We start from the raw sequence: 15,908 nt of genomic DNA, 5'->3' as shown, positions 1-15,908 counted from the left end.
TTTTTTGGAAGGCGATCTGATCTTCGTCTGATCTTCAAGACTCGTGCGAGTGGTCTGGCGTGGTCAAACCACGCGCTTGCAGTTCTTCCCGCACCAGTTTGTCGATTCGCGGTGCCAGACGTGCCTCCAGCGCCGCGCCGACCTGATCAATGAGCTGGGTCAGCGCTTCGCCATAGATGGTTTGCATCATGTGGGCAAAGTGACGACGGGTGAGCTGTTCAACTTCAGTCGAAATATCCACCGCCAGATGCGCTGCAACGCTCGCGGTCATTTCAATGATGGCGTCTTCACTCAGCAACGCCACAGGTGCCGGCTTGGCAGGCTCGGGCGCAACTTCAGACAGCACGGGCTCGGGGGCTTCAACCGCTAGCCCGCCAGGGCCGGCGAGCAAGGATATTTCTGTGACCGAGTTACCGATGTGCTCATGCAGCCCTGGGGCTGGCGCTTCTTCAATGACGTCTTCCTCACGGAATTCGTCCAGATCAAGTTCCAGCGGCGGTTCATCTGTGCTGTGCAAGTCCAGCGTGATGGCGTGTTCGAGTGTTTCTTCCGGAATGGCAGCGGGCGCGGCGGCAAACACCGGGCCGGGTTCTGACTGGGCTGCGGGCGTATCAATGGCAACGGCTGTTTCTGCGACAGCTTCTGCCTGCGATTCAACAAAACCCATGCTGGCCGATGCGGCCAGCGTTTCCGCATCTACGGCGGCGTCTGGCTGATCAGACCACCACGGCGACACGGTTGACCAGTCCGGCGCGTCATCAGTGACCTCCAGCGCAGTGACGGCGATGTCTTCAACCGGGCCGCTCTCAACGGCGTCTGCGGCAGCGGCCACATACAAATGGTAAGGATCTTCGGTTTCTTCCCAATGCAGTGTGGGAACGTCCTGGTCTGCCTGTGGCGCGGGCTCGCCGCTTTCCAGTTCCGGGATTTCATCGGCGGCATGCGCCAGTTCCAGCGCTGCGCTTTCGCTGTCCATGCCAGGGACGGTGGTGACCGGGTGCGGCGCAGCGTCTGTTGCCGGCGCGGCTTCTTCCCCCAACGGTTCTATGGTCAGCTCGTGCGATGGGCCAAACGGCGCGCGCTCGCGCAGCAGGGACTCCAGGTCCAGCAGCGGCAGGTCCAGAAATTCTGCGGTTTGCTTGTGGCTCTGCGGCTCTGCCACCGGCATGGGAGAGGGGGGCGCGGGGGGTGGTGGCGCAAGAAACTCGTGCGGATCAAACATCAGTGATCCGGCGGGCGCAGTGCTGGCCATCTCGGTCAACACCGGGATAGGGCCTTCTTCCTCCGCAACATCGGTCAGTACGGGCAGGACTTCATTGTCCTTGTGCCCGGGGCCACGATGTCGTGCCAGAAGAGCGTCCATTTTGGTGAACAGCGGGCTGAGGCTTTTTTCGTCTTCCTGGCTCACGCCGCGTCTCCGCTCGTGCGCTGGCGGGCCAGCTCAAGCATGTCAATGGCAACGGGTTTGAAACCCCGCGCCTGCCAGCCGCGCCAGCGTTCCCGGGCGGCCAGTCGTTGTTCTTCGTCCTGCGGGACGATTTCGATAATCCGGTCGTGCTCGGCCATCTCGGCAATCACTTCACCCGTCCAGTTGAACAGTACCTGGCGTGGTGGTAACAGATCGGCACGGCAATCGAGTATCACCGGGGTTTGCGCTGCGATTTCGTCCGCAGCGCGACAGTGCGGCACGAAGCCGGTGTGTGGCGTATCCCACAACAGGCGGTCCAGCCGCGCAACCTCGGCCTCGCTGGCAGCGAGGACCGAGACTGCGCGTTGTTGGGCCACGGCCTTGCCCACAAGCTGGACTAATGCCTGCTCGCGGTTTTTCACATTGAAATAAAAAGTGACTTCGGCCATGTCTCAATCGGGTTCTGGATCAACCGGCTAGTGTACCGCAACTGCGGCTTATTTCTTTTTGGCGGCTTTGGCGGCGCGCTGGCTCAAAAATTCCACCAGCAGCGGCACCGGACGACCGGTCGCACCCTTGGCTGCGCCAGACTTCCATGCGGTACCGGCAATGTCCATGTGTGCCCAGTTGGTGTCTTTCACAAAGCGCGACAGGAATACAGCGGCGGTGATAGAACCACCTGGACGGCCACCAATATTGGCCATATCGGCAAAGTTGGACTTCAACTGTTCCTGATAGTCATCCCACAGCGGCATGCGCCAGGCTTTGTCACCGGTGGTGCCAGCGGCATCCAGCAATTGCTCGGCCAGTTTTTCATCATTGGCATACAGGCCCGTGGCGATATGACCCAGCGCGATCACGCAAGCGCCGGTCAGCGTGGCGATGTCGATGATGGTTTCCGGCTCGAAGCGGGCCGCGTAGGTCAGCGCATCACACAGAATCAAACGGCCTTCGGCATCGGTGTTCAGCACTTCAACGGTTTGACCGGACATGGTGGTCAGAATATCGCCCGGTTTGTAGGCATTGCCCGCCGGCATGTTTTCGCAGGTGGCAATCACACCCACCACATTGATCGGCAGCTTGAGCGCGGTCAGGGCCTTGAAGACGCCCAGCACGGTGGCTGCACCGCACATGTCGTACTTCATTTCGTCCATGGAATCGCCCGGCTTGAGCGAGATACCGCCAGAGTCAAAGGTGATGCCCTTGCCCACCAGAACAACCGGCTTGCCCTTGCCACCCTTGTATTCCAGGGTAATCAGCTTGGGCGGCTCGACCGAACCCTTGGCAACCGCCAGGAAAGAACCCATGCCGAGCTTTTCCATGTCGGCGGCTTCCAGCACATCGACCTTGATTTTGGCACTCTTGCCCAATGCAACGGCTTGCTCGGCCAGATAGGTAGGGGTGCAGACGTTGCCTGGGGCATTGCCCAGATCACGTGTGAAATTCACACCGTGACCAATCGCCAGACCCTGGTTCAGGCCGGCCTGAGCGTCTTCCAGATCGCCTTTTTTGCTGACGGCAATACTCACACCTGTGAGCGCGCTGACAGATTCCGGCTTCGATTTGAACTGGTCAAAACGGTAGCCTTCAAACACCGCTGCCTGGGCGATGACAGCCGCAGCAGTCTGGATATCCAGCGCCTTGCCCACAGCCAGCAGCAGGTGGTTACCCGCACTGGCACCCTTGCCAGCCGCAGCGGCTTTGGCAGCGGCGCTGGCGGCGCTACGGAAGGTGGCCTGATCCGGATTGTCGCCGGTCTGCACCAGAATCACGCGGCGCAACTGGCCGTCAATGGTGGCATGCGTGCTGGCAATGCTGCCCGGTTTCTCGCCCACTTCACCCGCGGCAACCAGGGCCGAAAGCACGCCGCCGGCGGCGCTGTCGAGCCTGGACAGACCGCTTGCCAGCTTCTTGCCGGTGACTGGCAAAACCAGTGTCAGGGCGGTGTCTTTTTCGGGGGGGGTGAGATTAATGTTATATTCCATGTTGCTGGCCTCCGTTGCGCTGATGTGTGCAACTTGTCTATTGTTGGTGCGAGCCCTTATGGGGCTTGAGTTTGTTGGTGAGCAACCGCATTTGCATGCAGAATGCATGTCCAGAGCGCGGTTTGTTCGCTTAAGGCTCGCGTGATTATTTCCTGTCCCCCCTTATAAGTCAAAAACGCATGCTTTTTCGCAAGACCCTGATTCAGGAAATGACCTGGGTAGCCATGGCGGTTTTCTCCGTGCTGCTACTGCTGGTCATGACCACCCAGGTCGTGCGCTTGCTGGGCCAGGCTGCCATCGGTGCGCTGGCTTCATCTGCCGTATGGGCCATGATGGGCTTTGCGGCGGTGCGCTACCTGCCCATCCTGATGTCACTGATGCTGTTTGTGTCGGTGCTGGCCGCCATGACGCGGCTCTGGCGCGACAACGAAATGGTGATCTGGTTTGCCAGCGGCCGGTCTATCCGCAATTTCATCGCCCCGGTGCTGGAGTTCTCTCTGCCGGTGGTGGTGCTCATTGCGGTGCTGTCGCTGGTGGTATCGCCGTGGGCGCTGAAAAAGGGTAACGAGTTCCGCGAGAAATCCATGTCGCGCCAGGAAGTCACCCAGGTCGCGCCGGGGGTGTTCCGTGAGTCTCCATCGGCGGACCGGGTTTATTTTGTCGAGAACTTCACCAATCAGACCAACGCGGGCAATAACGTGTTTGTCCAGATGAAAAAAGACAAGAACATCTCGATCATCATGGCGGAGAAGGGCGGCATGTTCCTCGACGCCAATGGCGAACGCTGGTTGTGGCTGGGCAAAGGCCGCTCTTACCAGGGCGAGCCCGGCCAGGTGACGTATGACTCGGTGACGTTTGATCGCGCCCAGTTGCGGATTGAAACGGCCGATCGGCCCGTCTCCAGCCCAAGCACCCAGGCCACGCCAACCCTGCAATTGCTGGGGACAGATAGCGCGGAGAAAAACGCGGAAGTGGCCTGGCGTCTGTCTTTGCCTTTATCCGCCCTGATTCTGACGCTGGCGGCGATTCCGCTGGCGTTCTTCAACCCGCGTGGTGGCCGTGCGCTCAACCTGGTTGTCGCTGTGTTCCTGTACTTTGTTTACTACAGCATGGTCAACATCATGCAAGCCTGGGTGGCCGACGGCAAAGTGCCGATGTGGATCAATATGTGGCCACTGCACGTGTTGGCGGCGATCTGTGTGTTCGGGCTTTATATCTGGCGTAGCAACAGCCGGAGCGTGTCATGATGAAAATTCTGGCGCGTTACCTGTTCCGTCAATTGACGGTATTCATCCTGTTCACGCTGATCGGGCTGTTGGGCCTGTACAACTTTTTTGACCTGATTGGCGAACTGGGTGATCTGGGCAAGGGCGGTTATACACTCAGCGATGCGCTGATTTATGTGTTCCTGCAAACACCGTCCAACGCCTACAACCTGATGCCGATTGCGGTGTTGATCGGCGGTATTTTTGCGCTCTCTACCCTGGCTGGGAATGCCGAGCTGACCGTCATGCGGGCCGCGGGCGTATCGGTCAAGCGCCTCTTGTTCTGGCTGCTCAGTATTGGTGTGCTGTATGGGGCAGTCACTTTGCTGCTGGGCGAGTACGTCGCTCCGGTGGCCAAGCAGGCTGCCAACCAGCATCGCCTTGCCGCCACCAAGGCCATGCTGGTGGGCGAGTTCCGCTCTGGCGTGTGGGTGAAAGATGGTCATCAGATCGTGAACATCGCAGAAATGCTGCCTGACCTGACCATTCTGGGTATCCGCATTTACGAATTTGGCGACAAGATGGTGCTCAACCGCATCATGGATGGCACCCAGGGTAAATATAAAGGGCATGGCGAGTGGGAGCTGGAAGGCTCTGCCGAGACCCGTTTTGCGCCCAACGAAGGGGGCGTGACCATGACGCGCGCCGCCGTAGGGATCTGGTCAACCTCCATTACCCCGGAAATGCTGGCCGTGCTGCTGGTCGAGCCCTCGCAAATGTCCGGGCGCTCGCTCTACAGCTACATTGATCACCTGCGCCGCAACAACCAGAAAACCTCACGCTATGAACTGGCGTTGTGGGGCAAGTTGTTCTATCCGCTGGCCTGTTTGTCGATGATTGTGATTGCCCTGCCGTTTGCGCAGACCCAGCGCCGTAGCGGCAACGTCGGTATGCGTCTGTTTGCCGGCATTATCGTCGGTATGGCGTTTCACTTTCTGAACCAGGTGGTGGTGTATCTGGGTGAATTGCGTGCCTGGCCACCGGCGCTGGTGGTATCGATACCGACCCTGTTCTTCCTCTTTATTGCTCTTGTCATGCTGTGGCGGCAGGAGCGGCGCTAGGCTGGAATCAGACAAACGCGGATAAAGCATTGCTGATTTTTGCTGCACCATGCCGGCTGTTTGAAAAACGGTTTTCAATACTGTCTGAACGGAATGCACATGCACGTATTACTCACTGGTGGCGCTGGTTATATCGGCTCGCACACGTATATCGAACTGTTGGCGGCCGGTTTTACCCCGGTCATCTTTGACAATTTCTGCAATGCCAGCCCGGAAGTCATCAAGCGCCTGGAAACCATTACCGGTCAGCCGGTGGCGTGGGTGAACGGCGATATCCGCGACCGCCAGGCGCTGGACGAGGCGTTTGCGCGCTGGCCGATTGGTGCCGTGGTGCATTTTGCCGGTCTCAAGGCCGTTGGCGAGTCCGTGCAAAAGCCGCTGGAATACTACGACAACAACGTGGTGGGCACCGTGCGCTTGCTGGAAAGCATGCAAGCCGCCGGCGTGAAGCAACTGGTGTTTTCCTCCTCTGCCACCGTGTATGGCGATCCGCATGCCGTGCCGATCAAGGAAGACTTCCCGCTGTCGGCCACCAACCCGTATGGCCGTTCCAAGCTGATGATCGAAGACATGCTGCGCGATCTGTTCCGCGCAGATGCGTCCTGGCATCTCGCCCTGTTGCGCTATTTCAACCCGGTGGGCGCGCATGAGTCCGGCCTGATTGGCGAAGACCCGCAAGGCGTTCCCAATAACCTGATGCCGTTTGTGGCGCAAGTGGCCGTGGGCAAGCGCGAGAAACTGTCCGTGTTCGGCCACGATTACCCGACGCCGGACGGTACGGGCGTGCGTGACTATATCCATGTGGTTGATCTGGCCAAGGGTCATGTCAAGGCTCTGCAAAAGCTGGCGCAAGGGCCGGGCACCGTCACCGTCAACCTGGGTACCGGTGTGGGTTATTCCGTGGTGGACATGATCAAGGCGTTTGAGAAGGCCAGCGGCAAGACCATCGCTTATCAACTGGTAGACCGCCGCCCTGGTGACATTGCTGCGTGCTACGCCGATCCGGCTGCGGCCAAAGCGCAACTGGGCTGGACTGCCGAGAAAACCCTGGAAGACATGTGCGCGGATTCCTGGCGCTGGCAGAGCAGCAACCCTAACGGTTTTGCCTGAGCGCAGCGTGCGCGGCCCCCGTGTTGGTCTGACAGGGTGAGACCGTAAAACGGTTACAGCCCTTGTTGCCCGGATCAAATACAATGGGCCTGTTTTACGGACAACCCGCGTTACATAGCGCGGGTTGTTGCTTATGGGTCTTCGCCACTAGCCAAAGCATGTATTCAGCGACTTTTATCTTCGCCAAAAAACAGTACGACGCCGAGTTCGACCGCCTGGATGCGGCGATCATGAGCGCGGCTGCGTCCGACCCGGATTTTGCCGGGCAGGATACCTGGGAGAACACCGCCAAAGGCCAGACCTGCGTGGTCTATTACTGGCATAAGCTCGATGGCCTGCAGCGCTTGATGCAGCATCCGGATCATCTCACCGCCAAACGCCACTATCAGACCTGGTATCAGGGTTATCACGTGATTGTGGCCGAAGTCCTCAAAAGCTATGGCGATGGTGCGTTTGCCCACCCGGTACCGCCGGGAATGGGGCGCTGATGGATCGCAAGCTGGCGTCCAATATTCTGGCGCTGTATGTGGTGAAGGGACTGCAGTACCTGATCTCTTTTGTCACCTTCCCCTTCCTCACCCACGTGTTGCAGGCGCAGGCATTTGGCGCCATGAACTATGCGGCGTCGGTGATCCAGTACGGCATCCTGTTTACCGATTTTGGCTTTGACCTGTCGGCCACGCGGGAAATCGCCATCGCGCGGGATGACAAAGCAAAGATTGCCGCCATTTTCTGGCGCACCATGCTGGCCAAGTCCGGCTTGATGCTGATCTCCATGGCGGTGCTGGGTGCCGCAACTGCCTTTGTACCGGACTGGCGCGCGCTGGCACCGGTGTTTCTGTTTTCGCTGACCAATGTGGTGGCGTCGGTGATGTTTCCCACCTGGTATTTCCAGGGGATGGAAGAGCTGCGTGTTGCCTCTGTCATCAGTGTGCTGGCCCGGGCTTTGTTGCTGGGTTTCTTGTTGCTGCTGGTCAAAAGCCCGGCCGACGTGAATCTGGCCGTGGTACTGCAAGCCGCCCCCATGATCCTGGCGGGCCTGTTCTGGTGGTTTACCCAATGGGGGTTGCCGCGACCACACTGGGTGAAACCGTCGCGTGCAGAGATCACACTCTCCTTGCGCAATAGCTGGCCGTTCTTTTTGTCGGCGCTCTCGACCAGTCTGTACACCACAGCGACCACCACCCTGGTGGGCCTGTACGCTGGCGTACTGCAGGTGGGCTACTTTGCGGCGGCCAACAAACTGCTGGTCAATGTCCAGGGCCTGATTTCGCTGCTGGTACAGGCTACCTATCCGCGCATTGCGCAACTGGCGCATAACGACAAACCGGCGGCGGTGCGCATGATCCGCAAGGCATTGCTGGTACAAGGGGGTGCCGGTGTGGTGCTGACCCTGATTCTGCTGATTGGTGCACCGTGGCTGATGCCCTTGCTGGTCGGGCGTGATCTGGCGGCAGCCAGCCCGGTCATGATGTGGCTGGCGCCCATCGTATTACTGAGCGCATTCAGTTATGTGTTTGGCATGCAGTCCTTGCTGCCGTTTGGGCAAGAGCGCTATTTCAGCCGCGTACTCATCGTTGCTGGCGTCATTAATGTGGCTGGCCTCTTGCTGTTCTTGCCGGGCCACGGCGCAGTGCGGGCCGCGCAAGTGGTCTTGCTGGTTGAAACCTGGATTGTGCTGGCGTTCTGGTGGCGTGCCCGCCGCGTACTGAAAGAGGCAGCAGCATGAGTACGCCGCTGATCAGCATTGTCTTGCCGTGCTACAACAGCGCGGCATTTTTGCAGGAGACGCTCGACTCACTCTCCGCACAGACGCTGGCGGATTTTGAGTGCATTGCCATTGATGATGGCTCTGCCGATACCACACTGGCTATCCTGCGTGCTCACGCCACACGTGACCCGCGGTTTCAGATCATCAGCCGGGAGAATCGCGGCCTGATCGCCACGCTGAATGAAGGGATCGCCGCCGCGCGGGGCGCATGGCTGGCGCGGATGGACGCCGATGATCTGGCAGAACCGCAGCGCCTGCAAATTCAGCTTGATACCCTGACCGCCACCGGCGCCGACGTCTGTGGCACCTGGGTGACGTTCTTTGGTGAGCGGTCCGGCGTATGGCAAACGCCGCTGGACGACACCGCCATCAAGCTGCAATTGCTGTTTAATGTGGCGTTCGCTCACCCCAGCGTGATGGCGCGAACCGGGCTATTGCGTCAGGTGCCCTACGATGCCGCCGCTACGCATGCCGAAGACTACGCACTGTGGTGTGCGCTGGCGGCGCGCGGCGCGCGGTTTGTGAATGTGCCGCAAGCACTGTTGCGTTATCGCTGTCACGCCGGGCAGATTACCCAGACCAAACGGGATGCGTTGCGCCATACCGCGCAAGGGATACGCGCGGCTTATGCGCCATCCCTGCTGCCCGCCGCCTTGCAGGACAAGGCCGCATTGTTTGCCGAATATGCCGAACCGGGCCGGACGCTGGGTGTGGCGGAGTTCGCCAGCTATGCGCAGATGTTGCTGGCCATCCATGCCGCGCATCCGGGGGGCGTGAGTGTGCTGGGGCTGGCCTGGCTGGAAGGCTGGCAGCGCACCACGGCATCACCGCGCACGCTGGCGGTGGCGCGACAACTCAAGCGCGCGTTGCCAGTACCAGAAGGCTATGCGGCGCTTTATCGAAAACAATGGTTCAAACACCGGCTCGGGCGCGGCATGCTCAATGCGCTGCGACGGCTGACGGGTAGAACATGAAAATCACTTTTTTCCTCAGAGGGTTGGGGCTGGGCGGGGTGGAGCGTTGCGCCGCACTGGTCGGGGAGGGCCTGGCGGAGCGCGGCTTTGACGTCACGCTGGTCACGCTGGGTGATGCCACCAACCTGTGGCAGGAACGCACACGCCGGGTCAAAGTGGTCGACCTGTCGCAAGCCTGGCAACCGCGCAAACCGTGGACATGGCTGGCCGGCTGGCGGGCTGCGCGACAACTGGCGCGCGAGGCCGATATTGTGGTCGCCGCGACCTTCCTGATGCCACTGTACATGAGCTGGGCCGCCACACGCGGGCTGGGCAAGCGCTTGATCGGCTGGGTGCATGGCCCGCTGGCAGATGTCGATGCCAGCGCACATATGAATCCGCTACACCGCTTTGCGTGCCAGACCATCTACCGGCGTCTCAAGCAACTGGTGTTTGTCTCCAGACACGCCCGTGCTTCTATGGGCAAGTGGCTGAAACAGCCGGAAGCACCGGGCTGGGATGTCATCCCCAATTTTGTTGAAAACATTGAGCACCGCCCGCCGCGTTACCCGGGCAATCCGCTGCGCTTGTTGTTTGTGGGCCGTATCGACGTGGAAAAGCAACCCACCTTGTGGCTCGACACACTCTCTGCGCTGGTGTCCCGCGGGCAACTGGCCAAGCTGACCGTACTGGGTGACGGTCCGCTGCGCTCGCAGTTACAAGCCCAAGCCGAACAACGCGGTCTGGCTGCGTTGATTGAATTCATGGGCACCCGGCACGACGTGGCGGACTTTATGCACCGCGCCGATTTTTTGCTGCTGACCTCCTGGTTTGAAGGCTGCCCTTTGGTGGTGCTGGAAGCCATGAAGGCCGGGCTACCGGTCGTGACCACGGCGGCCGGCGGTGTGGTCGAACTGTTTGGCGAGTACGCCAATGACTTTGTCAGCCCTGCGGCGACGGGTGAAGCCCTGGCAGACCTTGTGCTGGCCCAGGTGCCACGCCATCCGGCACTGGCTGGGCAGTTGCGGCTACGTGCTTACGACTACGACAAAAACCTGCTGCTGGATCGCTGGGCCGCTTTGCTCGGTAGCCCGGTCACGCTACCGGCGCGTCATGTGCTTGATCAGGAGCAGAACCGGTGAGTCACCCCCCGCGCAATCGCATTGCGTTGCTGATCCCGCATTTCAATAACCCGCAAGGCATGTGCGCGTCGCTGGCCTCTGTGGGTGAGCACGAGCAGGTGGATGCCTGGATTGTCGATGACGGCAGCGTGCGCCAGAAACTGGATGAGGCCGCGTGCCGTGCCGCCTGGCACGCCCAGGGCGAACTCCATTTTGTTTATCTGCCGCAAAATCAGGGCATTGAATACGCCTTGAATGCGGGCCTGGCTGGTATCCGCACCGCCGGGCATTACGACTATGTGGCGCGGCTGGATTGTGCCGACCTGAATGTGCCGGACCGCTGCGCGCGGCAGGCGGCCTGGCTGGATGCGCATCCAGACGTGTATCTGCTGGGCAGCGCGGTGGTGTTCTTTGATGAGACGGGCGACCGGTTTACGCTGCGCCAGCCACAAACGCATGCCGAAATCGTGCGGCAAATGCATGTGGATAACGCCTTCACCCATCCCGCAGTGATGTTCCGCATGACGGGTGTTGCGGCGCTGGGGGACTACCCGGTTGATTGCAAAGCGGCAGAAGACTTCGCCTATTTCTGGAAGTTTGTCGCCCGCTATCGCACTGCCAACTTGCCGGATGTGCTGGTCCGGACCGAATACACCACCGCCGGAATTTCACTGAGCCGGCGGCGGCGCCAGCAATGGTCACGATTCAAAGTCTTGCTGCGTTACGTTGATGCATCACCGCGCTCCTGGCTGATGTTGCTCAAGCCACTGATATGGCTGGTAGTGCCCTTTGGGGTGGCGCGGCAGGTCAAACAGTGGCTGGGCGTGAAAAGCTGGTCGTGAATGGGCCTCTCATTGAACAAATTGCATTCCACGGCATCGTAAAGAAACCCGAATCGGGCGGGCCACCCTGGTCGCCCTTTACACAGACTTGTACTTGAAGATGGAACAAAACCAGAACCGCGTCGTTTGCCTGATTCCGCACTACAACAACCCGCAAGGGTTGGTGCGTTCGCTGGCCTCGTTCGGCCAGAACGAACAGGTGGACGTGCTGGTCGTCGACGACGGCAGCGCGCGCGCGCCTATCGATGAACGCGCCGCCCGCGAGGCCTTTACGGCCCAGGGCACGGTCCGGTTTTTGCATCTGCCGCAAAACCGGGGCATTGAACATGCACTCAATAGCGGGCTGTCCTGGATTGAGTCTCGTGGCTATGAACTCATTGGGCGTCTGGATTGCGGTGACACCAATGTACCGGACCGCTTTGCCCGTCAGGTGGCGTTTCTGGATGCACATCCCCAGGTGATGTTGCTGGGCGGCGCAGCCAGCATGGTCGATCAGGCGGGTTATGAGCAATTTGTGCTGCGGCACCCGTCGGGCCATGCCGATATCGCACGCGCCATGCGTAGCAACTCTGCGTTTGTCCACCCGGCGGTGCTGTTCCGCAGTGCCGCGCTGATCACCACCGGGCATTACCCGCTGGATGCCCCGGCAGCGGAAGACTATGCCTTGTTCTGGACCTTTGTCCGGCACTTTGAAGTGGCCAACCTGGCCGATGTGGTCATCCATTACGAGCTTGATCCCGGCGGGATTTCTCTCTCTAAACGGCAGCGGCAGATCAAAAGCCGGCTAGCGCTGCAATGGCATCACAAAGACGCCAGCGTAGCCGCATGGCTGGGCATCGCCCGCTCGGCCCTGCTGCTGGTGTTGCCTTATCAATTGATCTTCAAACTCAAAGCAAAACTCAGACGCGGGAAGAATGCATGAGCCACATTACCCACGTCGTCGAATCGTTTGGTGCCGGTACGCTGTCCATGGTGACGGCGATGGCCAACCGGCAAATTGCCGATGGACATCGTGTCACCGTGATCCATAGCGTGCGCGAAGAAACCCCCGCCAACTGGCGCGAACTCTTCGCCAACGGGATTGAACTGGTGCAACTGCCCATGACGCGGTCGATTTCACCGCTGGCCGACTGGCGCGCCGGGCGCTTGCTGCACGATACGCTCAAGGCCATCAAGCCGGATGTGGTGCACCTGCACTCCAGCAAGGCTGGCGCGCTGGGCCGCATTCTGAGCTGGATTTACCGTGGCCCGAAATGGTTTTTCTCGCCGCATGGTTTGTCGTTCTTGCAGCGGGCAGAGGGTCGGCTGAAGAACACCGTCTTTTTGCTGATTGAAAAACTGCTGGCCGGTTCGCCGGTGACCTTTATCGCCTGTTCACCGGGTGAGGCCAAAGAGATCCGCACGCATTTGTCAGACAATGTGCTGGAAGTGCATAACGCGGTTGATCTGGCCGCCATTACGCCCGCACCCGGTAATACGGGGGTGGTGCGCGTGGGCACAGTCGGGCGGGTCACACTGGCACGCAACCCGGAACTGTTTGCGCAGATTGCCGCCGCCCTGGGTAAACCGGGTGAGATTGAATTTGTCTGGATTGGTGGCGGTGATGAATCTGGCGAGAGCGCGTTGCGCGCTGCTGGTGTCAGCATCAGCGGCTGGGTGGATCGCAAAACCGCGCTGGCGCGGATGGCAGAGCTGGATATCTATATCCAGACCTCCCGCTGGGAAGGGATGCCGGTGGCCGTGCTGGAAGCCATGGGCGCCGGTCTGCCGGTGATTGCCACCAACGTGATCGGCAATCGCGATCTGGTCAAGGATGGCGACAACGGCTACCTGGCCGATTCAGCCACCGACTTTACGGCAAGGCTGGCCTTGCTGGCACAGGATCGCCACGCGCGAGAGGCTCTGGGGGGGCGCGCGCGGCAGTTTGTACAACAACACTACTCACTGGATGTGATGATGGCGGCGCTTTATACCGCCTACGGCTTCACACCCGTGCCCGGAACGGAGAAACATGGCGCTTAAACACGAACGACCCGAGCGAGCCAAAATCTGGCTGGCGCTGGCCGACTTTATGGCGCTGGCCATTGCCTTTGGCATGGCCATGCTGCTGTTGTGGATCTTTCGCTATCAGCGCATCAGCGCCAGCTTTGATCTGTGGTGGATGTGGGAAGGCCAGCAACAGGGCATGGCATTCCTGCTGCTGGCGCTGCTGACCGTAGCCAACTTCTGGTGGCGTGGTCATTACAGCTTGCGCCTGCCCTTCTGGGATCAGTTACTCGATATCCTGCGCGCCTTGCTGCTGGCTGGGCTGCTGAACGGCATGCTGGTCTTGCTGGGCAAGTTCACTGTGTCCCGTTTCTTGTGGCCAGTGTCCTGGGGTGTGGCGATGCTGTTGCTGCCCTGGTTTCGCAGTGCGGCCAAAGGCTGGCTGCTGAAACTCAATATCTGGCAAATGCCGACGGTGATTGTCGGCACCGGAGAAAACGCCACGGCCGCTTATTGCGCCATGAAAAGCGAACGGCAACTGGGGTTTCGCATTGAGGCATTCCTGGCGGTCAGCCCGCAGGGCATGGAGCGGATTGAACTCAATGGTGAATCGCTGCCGGTGATCACCATTGAGCGGGAAGGGTTGATGAGCTGGCTGGATGCCAATGATCGCCCGCATGTGGTGGTGGCGGTGGACGAAGAAGAACTCAAGGCGCTGTCCAACCAGATTGAACAACTGACGCTGCGCTACAAAGACATTCACATCATTCCGCCGGTGGCCGGTTTACCCCTGTTTGGCGTAGTGCCGTACCACTTTTTCAGCCACGAAGTGCTGCTCCTGCGGGTGCGTAACAACCTGACCGTACGCACGCTGATGTGGATGAAGCGGATTTTCGATTTGACCGGGGCGCTGTTTGGCTTGGTGGTGCTCTCCCCGATCCTCTTGTATCTGATGTGGCAGGTCAAACGCCAGGGGGGTCCGGGCAGTGTGTTCTTCGGGCATATGCGTGTGGGCATGAACGGCAAGCCGTTCAAGTGCTGGAAGTTCCGCACCATGGTGCATAACAGCCAGCAAGTGCTGGAACATCTGCTGGCCACCGACCCGCAAGCGCGGGCAGAGTGGGACAAAGACTTCAAGCTCAGGAACGATCCGCGTATTACGAAGATCGGCCATTTCCTGCGTCGCACCAGCCTGGACGAAATTCCACAATTGTGGAATGTGATCAAGGGCGAGATGAGCCTGGTTGGCCCGCGTCCGATCATTGATGAAGAACTGGCCCGCTATGGCGACAAGGTAGACTTTTACCTGGAGGCCCGTCCCGGTCTCACGGGGCTGTGGCAGGTGTCGGGACGTAACGACACCACCTATGATGAGCGAGTGGCGCTGGATGCCTGGTATGTGAAGAACTGGAACCTCTGGTACGACATCGCCATCATCTGCAAGACCATCCGCAGCGTGACCGGTGGTCACGGCGCATATTGAACGATCAGCGTACCGGGCAACCGTAGTGGTTTTCCCCGGTGCCGCTGTTTGATGGATAGCCCGCCTGGCGGGGCGGGGATATACTCGGTATTCAAACAATCGTTTAAAACCTGTTTCCACCAGGATCGGAGTCAGCATGTCTACTTTGGCCGAGCAGTTCAAAACCGCGCAGGAAGAAGTCGTTCAGCTTAACGACGCGCCGGATGTCCAGACCAAACTGAAACTGTATGCACTGTACAAGCAAGCCGCTGATGGTGACGTCAGTGGCGATCGTCCATCTGCCATCAACTTTGTGGCACAAGCCAAGTACGACGCCTGGGCCAAGCTCAAGGGACTGACTGGCGATGAAGCCATGACACAGTACGTGGCGCTGGTGGAAGAACTCAAAAAGAACGACAGCTAAGCGCTGCGTTGTCCTGAAAAAGGCCGGTTTCTACCGGCCTTTTGTCTATCTACCCTTTGAGTGCATGCCATGAATCAATCCATTGCCGAACTGACCGGCCTTGAAATCCTGCAAGCCATGGCCGCCGGCAAATTGCCAGCCCCATCCATTACCCAGACCATGCCGATGTCGATGGCAGAAGCGGCAGAAGGCTATGTGAAGTTCACCGCCACGGCCGATGAGCGCCACCTTAACCCGCTGGGGGGTGTGCATGGTGGTTTCGCGGCCACCGTGCTTGACTCCGTCACTGCCTGCGCCGTACACACCACGCTGGAAGCAGGCGTGGGCTATAGCACGGTTGATCTGAACGTGAAGATGGTCAAACCGGTGCCGCGTAACGAGACCCTGGTGGCAGAAGGCCGGGTCTTGCATGTCTCGCGCACCATTGCCGTGTCCGAAGGCAGCATCCGCAACGCCGACGGTGTCTTGCTGGCCCACGCCACGGCAACCTGCGTGATCATCCGGCGCTAACCATGCTCTG

Annotated in this window: 16 protein-coding genes; 13 read left to right on the top strand and 3 right to left on the bottom strand. The window is 59.7% G+C overall.

Going from position 1 to position 15,908, the window contains the following annotated elements; all coding sequences use genetic code 11:
* Positions 1-34: 34 nt before the first annotated feature.
* From HNQ50_RS11200 to HNQ50_RS11190, 3 genes are read right to left on the bottom strand one after another with little or no spacing between them, the layout of a single operon-like run.
* Positions 35-1,408: a hypothetical protein gene (locus tag HNQ50_RS11200; protein WP_184100671.1), complete on the bottom strand. Its 1,374-nt coding sequence runs from the start codon at positions 1,406-1,408 to the stop codon at positions 35-37.
* On the bottom strand, positions 1,405-1,857 hold the full coding sequence (locus HNQ50_RS11195; RefSeq protein WP_184100669.1) for a DNA polymerase III subunit chi: 453 nt from the start codon (positions 1,855-1,857) through the stop codon (positions 1,405-1,407). The genes HNQ50_RS11200 and HNQ50_RS11195 overlap by 4 nt, the downstream gene beginning before the upstream one ends.
* A 48-nt stretch (positions 1,858-1,905) precedes the next feature.
* Positions 1,906-3,393: a leucyl aminopeptidase gene (locus tag HNQ50_RS11190; RefSeq protein WP_184100667.1), complete on the bottom strand. Its 1,488-nt coding sequence runs from the start codon at positions 3,391-3,393 to the stop codon at positions 1,906-1,908.
* A 179-nt stretch (positions 3,394-3,572) separates the two neighbouring features.
* Between HNQ50_RS11190 and lptF the strand changes: the two genes are divergently transcribed.
* The 13 genes from lptF to HNQ50_RS11125 all read left to right on the top strand — a co-directional run bounded on the left by lptF (position 3,573) and on the right by HNQ50_RS11125 (position 15,898).
* A complete protein-coding gene (gene lptF / locus HNQ50_RS11185; RefSeq protein WP_184100665.1) occupies positions 3,573-4,640 on the top strand; it encodes an LPS export ABC transporter permease LptF in 1,068 nt (355 codons plus the stop codon).
* On the top strand, positions 4,637-5,719 hold the full coding sequence (gene lptG, locus HNQ50_RS11180; protein ID WP_184100663.1) for an LPS export ABC transporter permease LptG: 1,083 nt from the start codon (positions 4,637-4,639) through the stop codon (positions 5,717-5,719). Before lptF ends, lptG begins: the two co-directional genes overlap by 4 nt.
* Before the next feature lie 99 nt (positions 5,720-5,818).
* Positions 5,819-6,829 (top strand): UDP-glucose 4-epimerase GalE, encoded by a 1,011-nt coding sequence (gene galE, locus HNQ50_RS11175; protein ID WP_184100661.1) that lies wholly within the window; start codon positions 5,819-5,821, stop codon positions 6,827-6,829.
* 158 nt (positions 6,830-6,987) lie between these two features.
* Positions 6,988-7,317, top strand: a complete 330-nt coding sequence (locus HNQ50_RS11170; RefSeq protein WP_184100659.1) for an antibiotic biosynthesis monooxygenase — start codon at positions 6,988-6,990, stop codon at positions 7,315-7,317.
* Entirely contained in the window at positions 7,317-8,558 is a 1,242-nt protein-coding gene (locus tag HNQ50_RS11165; RefSeq protein WP_184100657.1) for a flippase, read from the top strand. Before HNQ50_RS11170 ends, HNQ50_RS11165 begins: the two co-directional genes overlap by 1 nt.
* On the top strand, positions 8,555-9,574 hold the full coding sequence (locus HNQ50_RS11160; protein ID WP_184100655.1) for a glycosyltransferase family 2 protein: 1,020 nt from the start codon (positions 8,555-8,557) through the stop codon (positions 9,572-9,574). Before HNQ50_RS11165 ends, HNQ50_RS11160 begins: the two co-directional genes overlap by 4 nt.
* On the top strand, positions 9,571-10,695 hold the full coding sequence (locus HNQ50_RS11155; RefSeq protein WP_184100653.1) for a glycosyltransferase: 1,125 nt from the start codon (positions 9,571-9,573) through the stop codon (positions 10,693-10,695). Before HNQ50_RS11160 ends, HNQ50_RS11155 begins: the two co-directional genes overlap by 4 nt.
* The gene (locus tag HNQ50_RS11150) at positions 10,692-11,516 is read left to right on the top strand and encodes a glycosyltransferase (protein WP_184100652.1); all 825 of its coding nucleotides are present in this window, start codon (positions 10,692-10,694) and stop codon (positions 11,514-11,516) included. Before HNQ50_RS11155 ends, HNQ50_RS11150 begins: the two co-directional genes overlap by 4 nt.
* A 100-nt stretch (positions 11,517-11,616) precedes the next feature.
* The gene (locus HNQ50_RS11145; RefSeq protein WP_246428696.1) at positions 11,617-12,438 is read left to right on the top strand and encodes a glycosyltransferase; all 822 of its coding nucleotides are present in this window, start codon (positions 11,617-11,619) and stop codon (positions 12,436-12,438) included.
* The gene (locus HNQ50_RS11140) at positions 12,435-13,538 is read left to right on the top strand and encodes a glycosyltransferase (protein ID WP_184100648.1); all 1,104 of its coding nucleotides are present in this window, start codon (positions 12,435-12,437) and stop codon (positions 13,536-13,538) included. The genes HNQ50_RS11145 and HNQ50_RS11140 overlap by 4 nt, the downstream gene beginning before the upstream one ends.
* Positions 13,528-14,985: an undecaprenyl-phosphate galactose phosphotransferase WbaP gene (gene wbaP, locus HNQ50_RS11135; RefSeq protein WP_184100646.1), complete on the top strand. Its 1,458-nt coding sequence runs from the start codon at positions 13,528-13,530 to the stop codon at positions 14,983-14,985. The genes HNQ50_RS11140 and wbaP overlap by 11 nt, the downstream gene beginning before the upstream one ends.
* A gap of 136 nt (positions 14,986-15,121) precedes the next feature.
* Positions 15,122-15,388, top strand: coding sequence for an acyl-CoA-binding protein (locus HNQ50_RS11130; RefSeq protein ID WP_184100644.1), 267 nt, complete (start codon positions 15,122-15,124; stop codon positions 15,386-15,388).
* A gap of 69 nt (positions 15,389-15,457) precedes the next feature.
* Entirely contained in the window at positions 15,458-15,898 is a 441-nt protein-coding gene (locus tag HNQ50_RS11125) for a PaaI family thioesterase (protein WP_184100642.1), read from the top strand.
* Positions 15,899-15,908 lie beyond the last annotated feature (10 nt).

Origin of the sequence: Silvimonas terrae (assembly GCF_014202765.1) — a bacterium.
Classification (GTDB): Bacteria; Pseudomonadota; Gammaproteobacteria; order Burkholderiales; family Chitinibacteraceae; genus Silvimonas; species Silvimonas terrae.
Note: the sequence above shows the minus strand (reverse complement) of the source record. Positions and strands in the feature narration are given on the sequence as shown.

Bases quoted from the DNA above. Each gene is read 5' to 3' on its own strand.
- HNQ50_RS11145 (WP_246428696.1), top strand. From the start codon at position 11,617: ATGGAACAAAACCAGAACCGCGTCGTTTGCCTGATTCCGCACTACAAC.
- HNQ50_RS11190 (WP_184100667.1), bottom strand. From the start codon at position 3,393: ATGGAATATAACATTAATCTCACCCCCCCCGAAAAAGACACCGCCCTG.
- HNQ50_RS11125 (WP_184100642.1), top strand. From the start codon at position 15,458: ATGAATCAATCCATTGCCGAACTGACCGGCCTTGAAATCCTGCAAGCC.
- HNQ50_RS11165 (WP_184100657.1), top strand. From the start codon at position 7,317: ATGGATCGCAAGCTGGCGTCCAATATTCTGGCGCTGTATGTGGTGAAG.
- wbaP (WP_184100646.1), top strand. From the start codon at position 13,528: ATGGCGCTTAAACACGAACGACCCGAGCGAGCCAAAATCTGGCTGGCG.
- HNQ50_RS11155 (WP_184100653.1), top strand. From the start codon at position 9,571: ATGAAAATCACTTTTTTCCTCAGAGGGTTGGGGCTGGGCGGGGTGGAG.
- HNQ50_RS11195 (WP_184100669.1), bottom strand. From the start codon at position 1,857: ATGGCCGAAGTCACTTTTTATTTCAATGTGAAAAACCGCGAGCAGGCA.
- galE (WP_184100661.1), top strand. From the start codon at position 5,819: ATGCACGTATTACTCACTGGTGGCGCTGGTTATATCGGCTCGCACACG.
- HNQ50_RS11140 (WP_184100648.1), top strand. From the start codon at position 12,435: ATGAGCCACATTACCCACGTCGTCGAATCGTTTGGTGCCGGTACGCTG.
- HNQ50_RS11170 (WP_184100659.1), top strand. From the start codon at position 6,988: ATGTATTCAGCGACTTTTATCTTCGCCAAAAAACAGTACGACGCCGAG.
- lptG (WP_184100663.1), top strand. From the start codon at position 4,637: ATGATGAAAATTCTGGCGCGTTACCTGTTCCGTCAATTGACGGTATTC.
- HNQ50_RS11130 (WP_184100644.1), top strand. From the start codon at position 15,122: ATGTCTACTTTGGCCGAGCAGTTCAAAACCGCGCAGGAAGAAGTCGTT.
- HNQ50_RS11160 (WP_184100655.1), top strand. From the start codon at position 8,555: ATGAGTACGCCGCTGATCAGCATTGTCTTGCCGTGCTACAACAGCGCG.
- lptF (WP_184100665.1), top strand. From the start codon at position 3,573: ATGCTTTTTCGCAAGACCCTGATTCAGGAAATGACCTGGGTAGCCATG.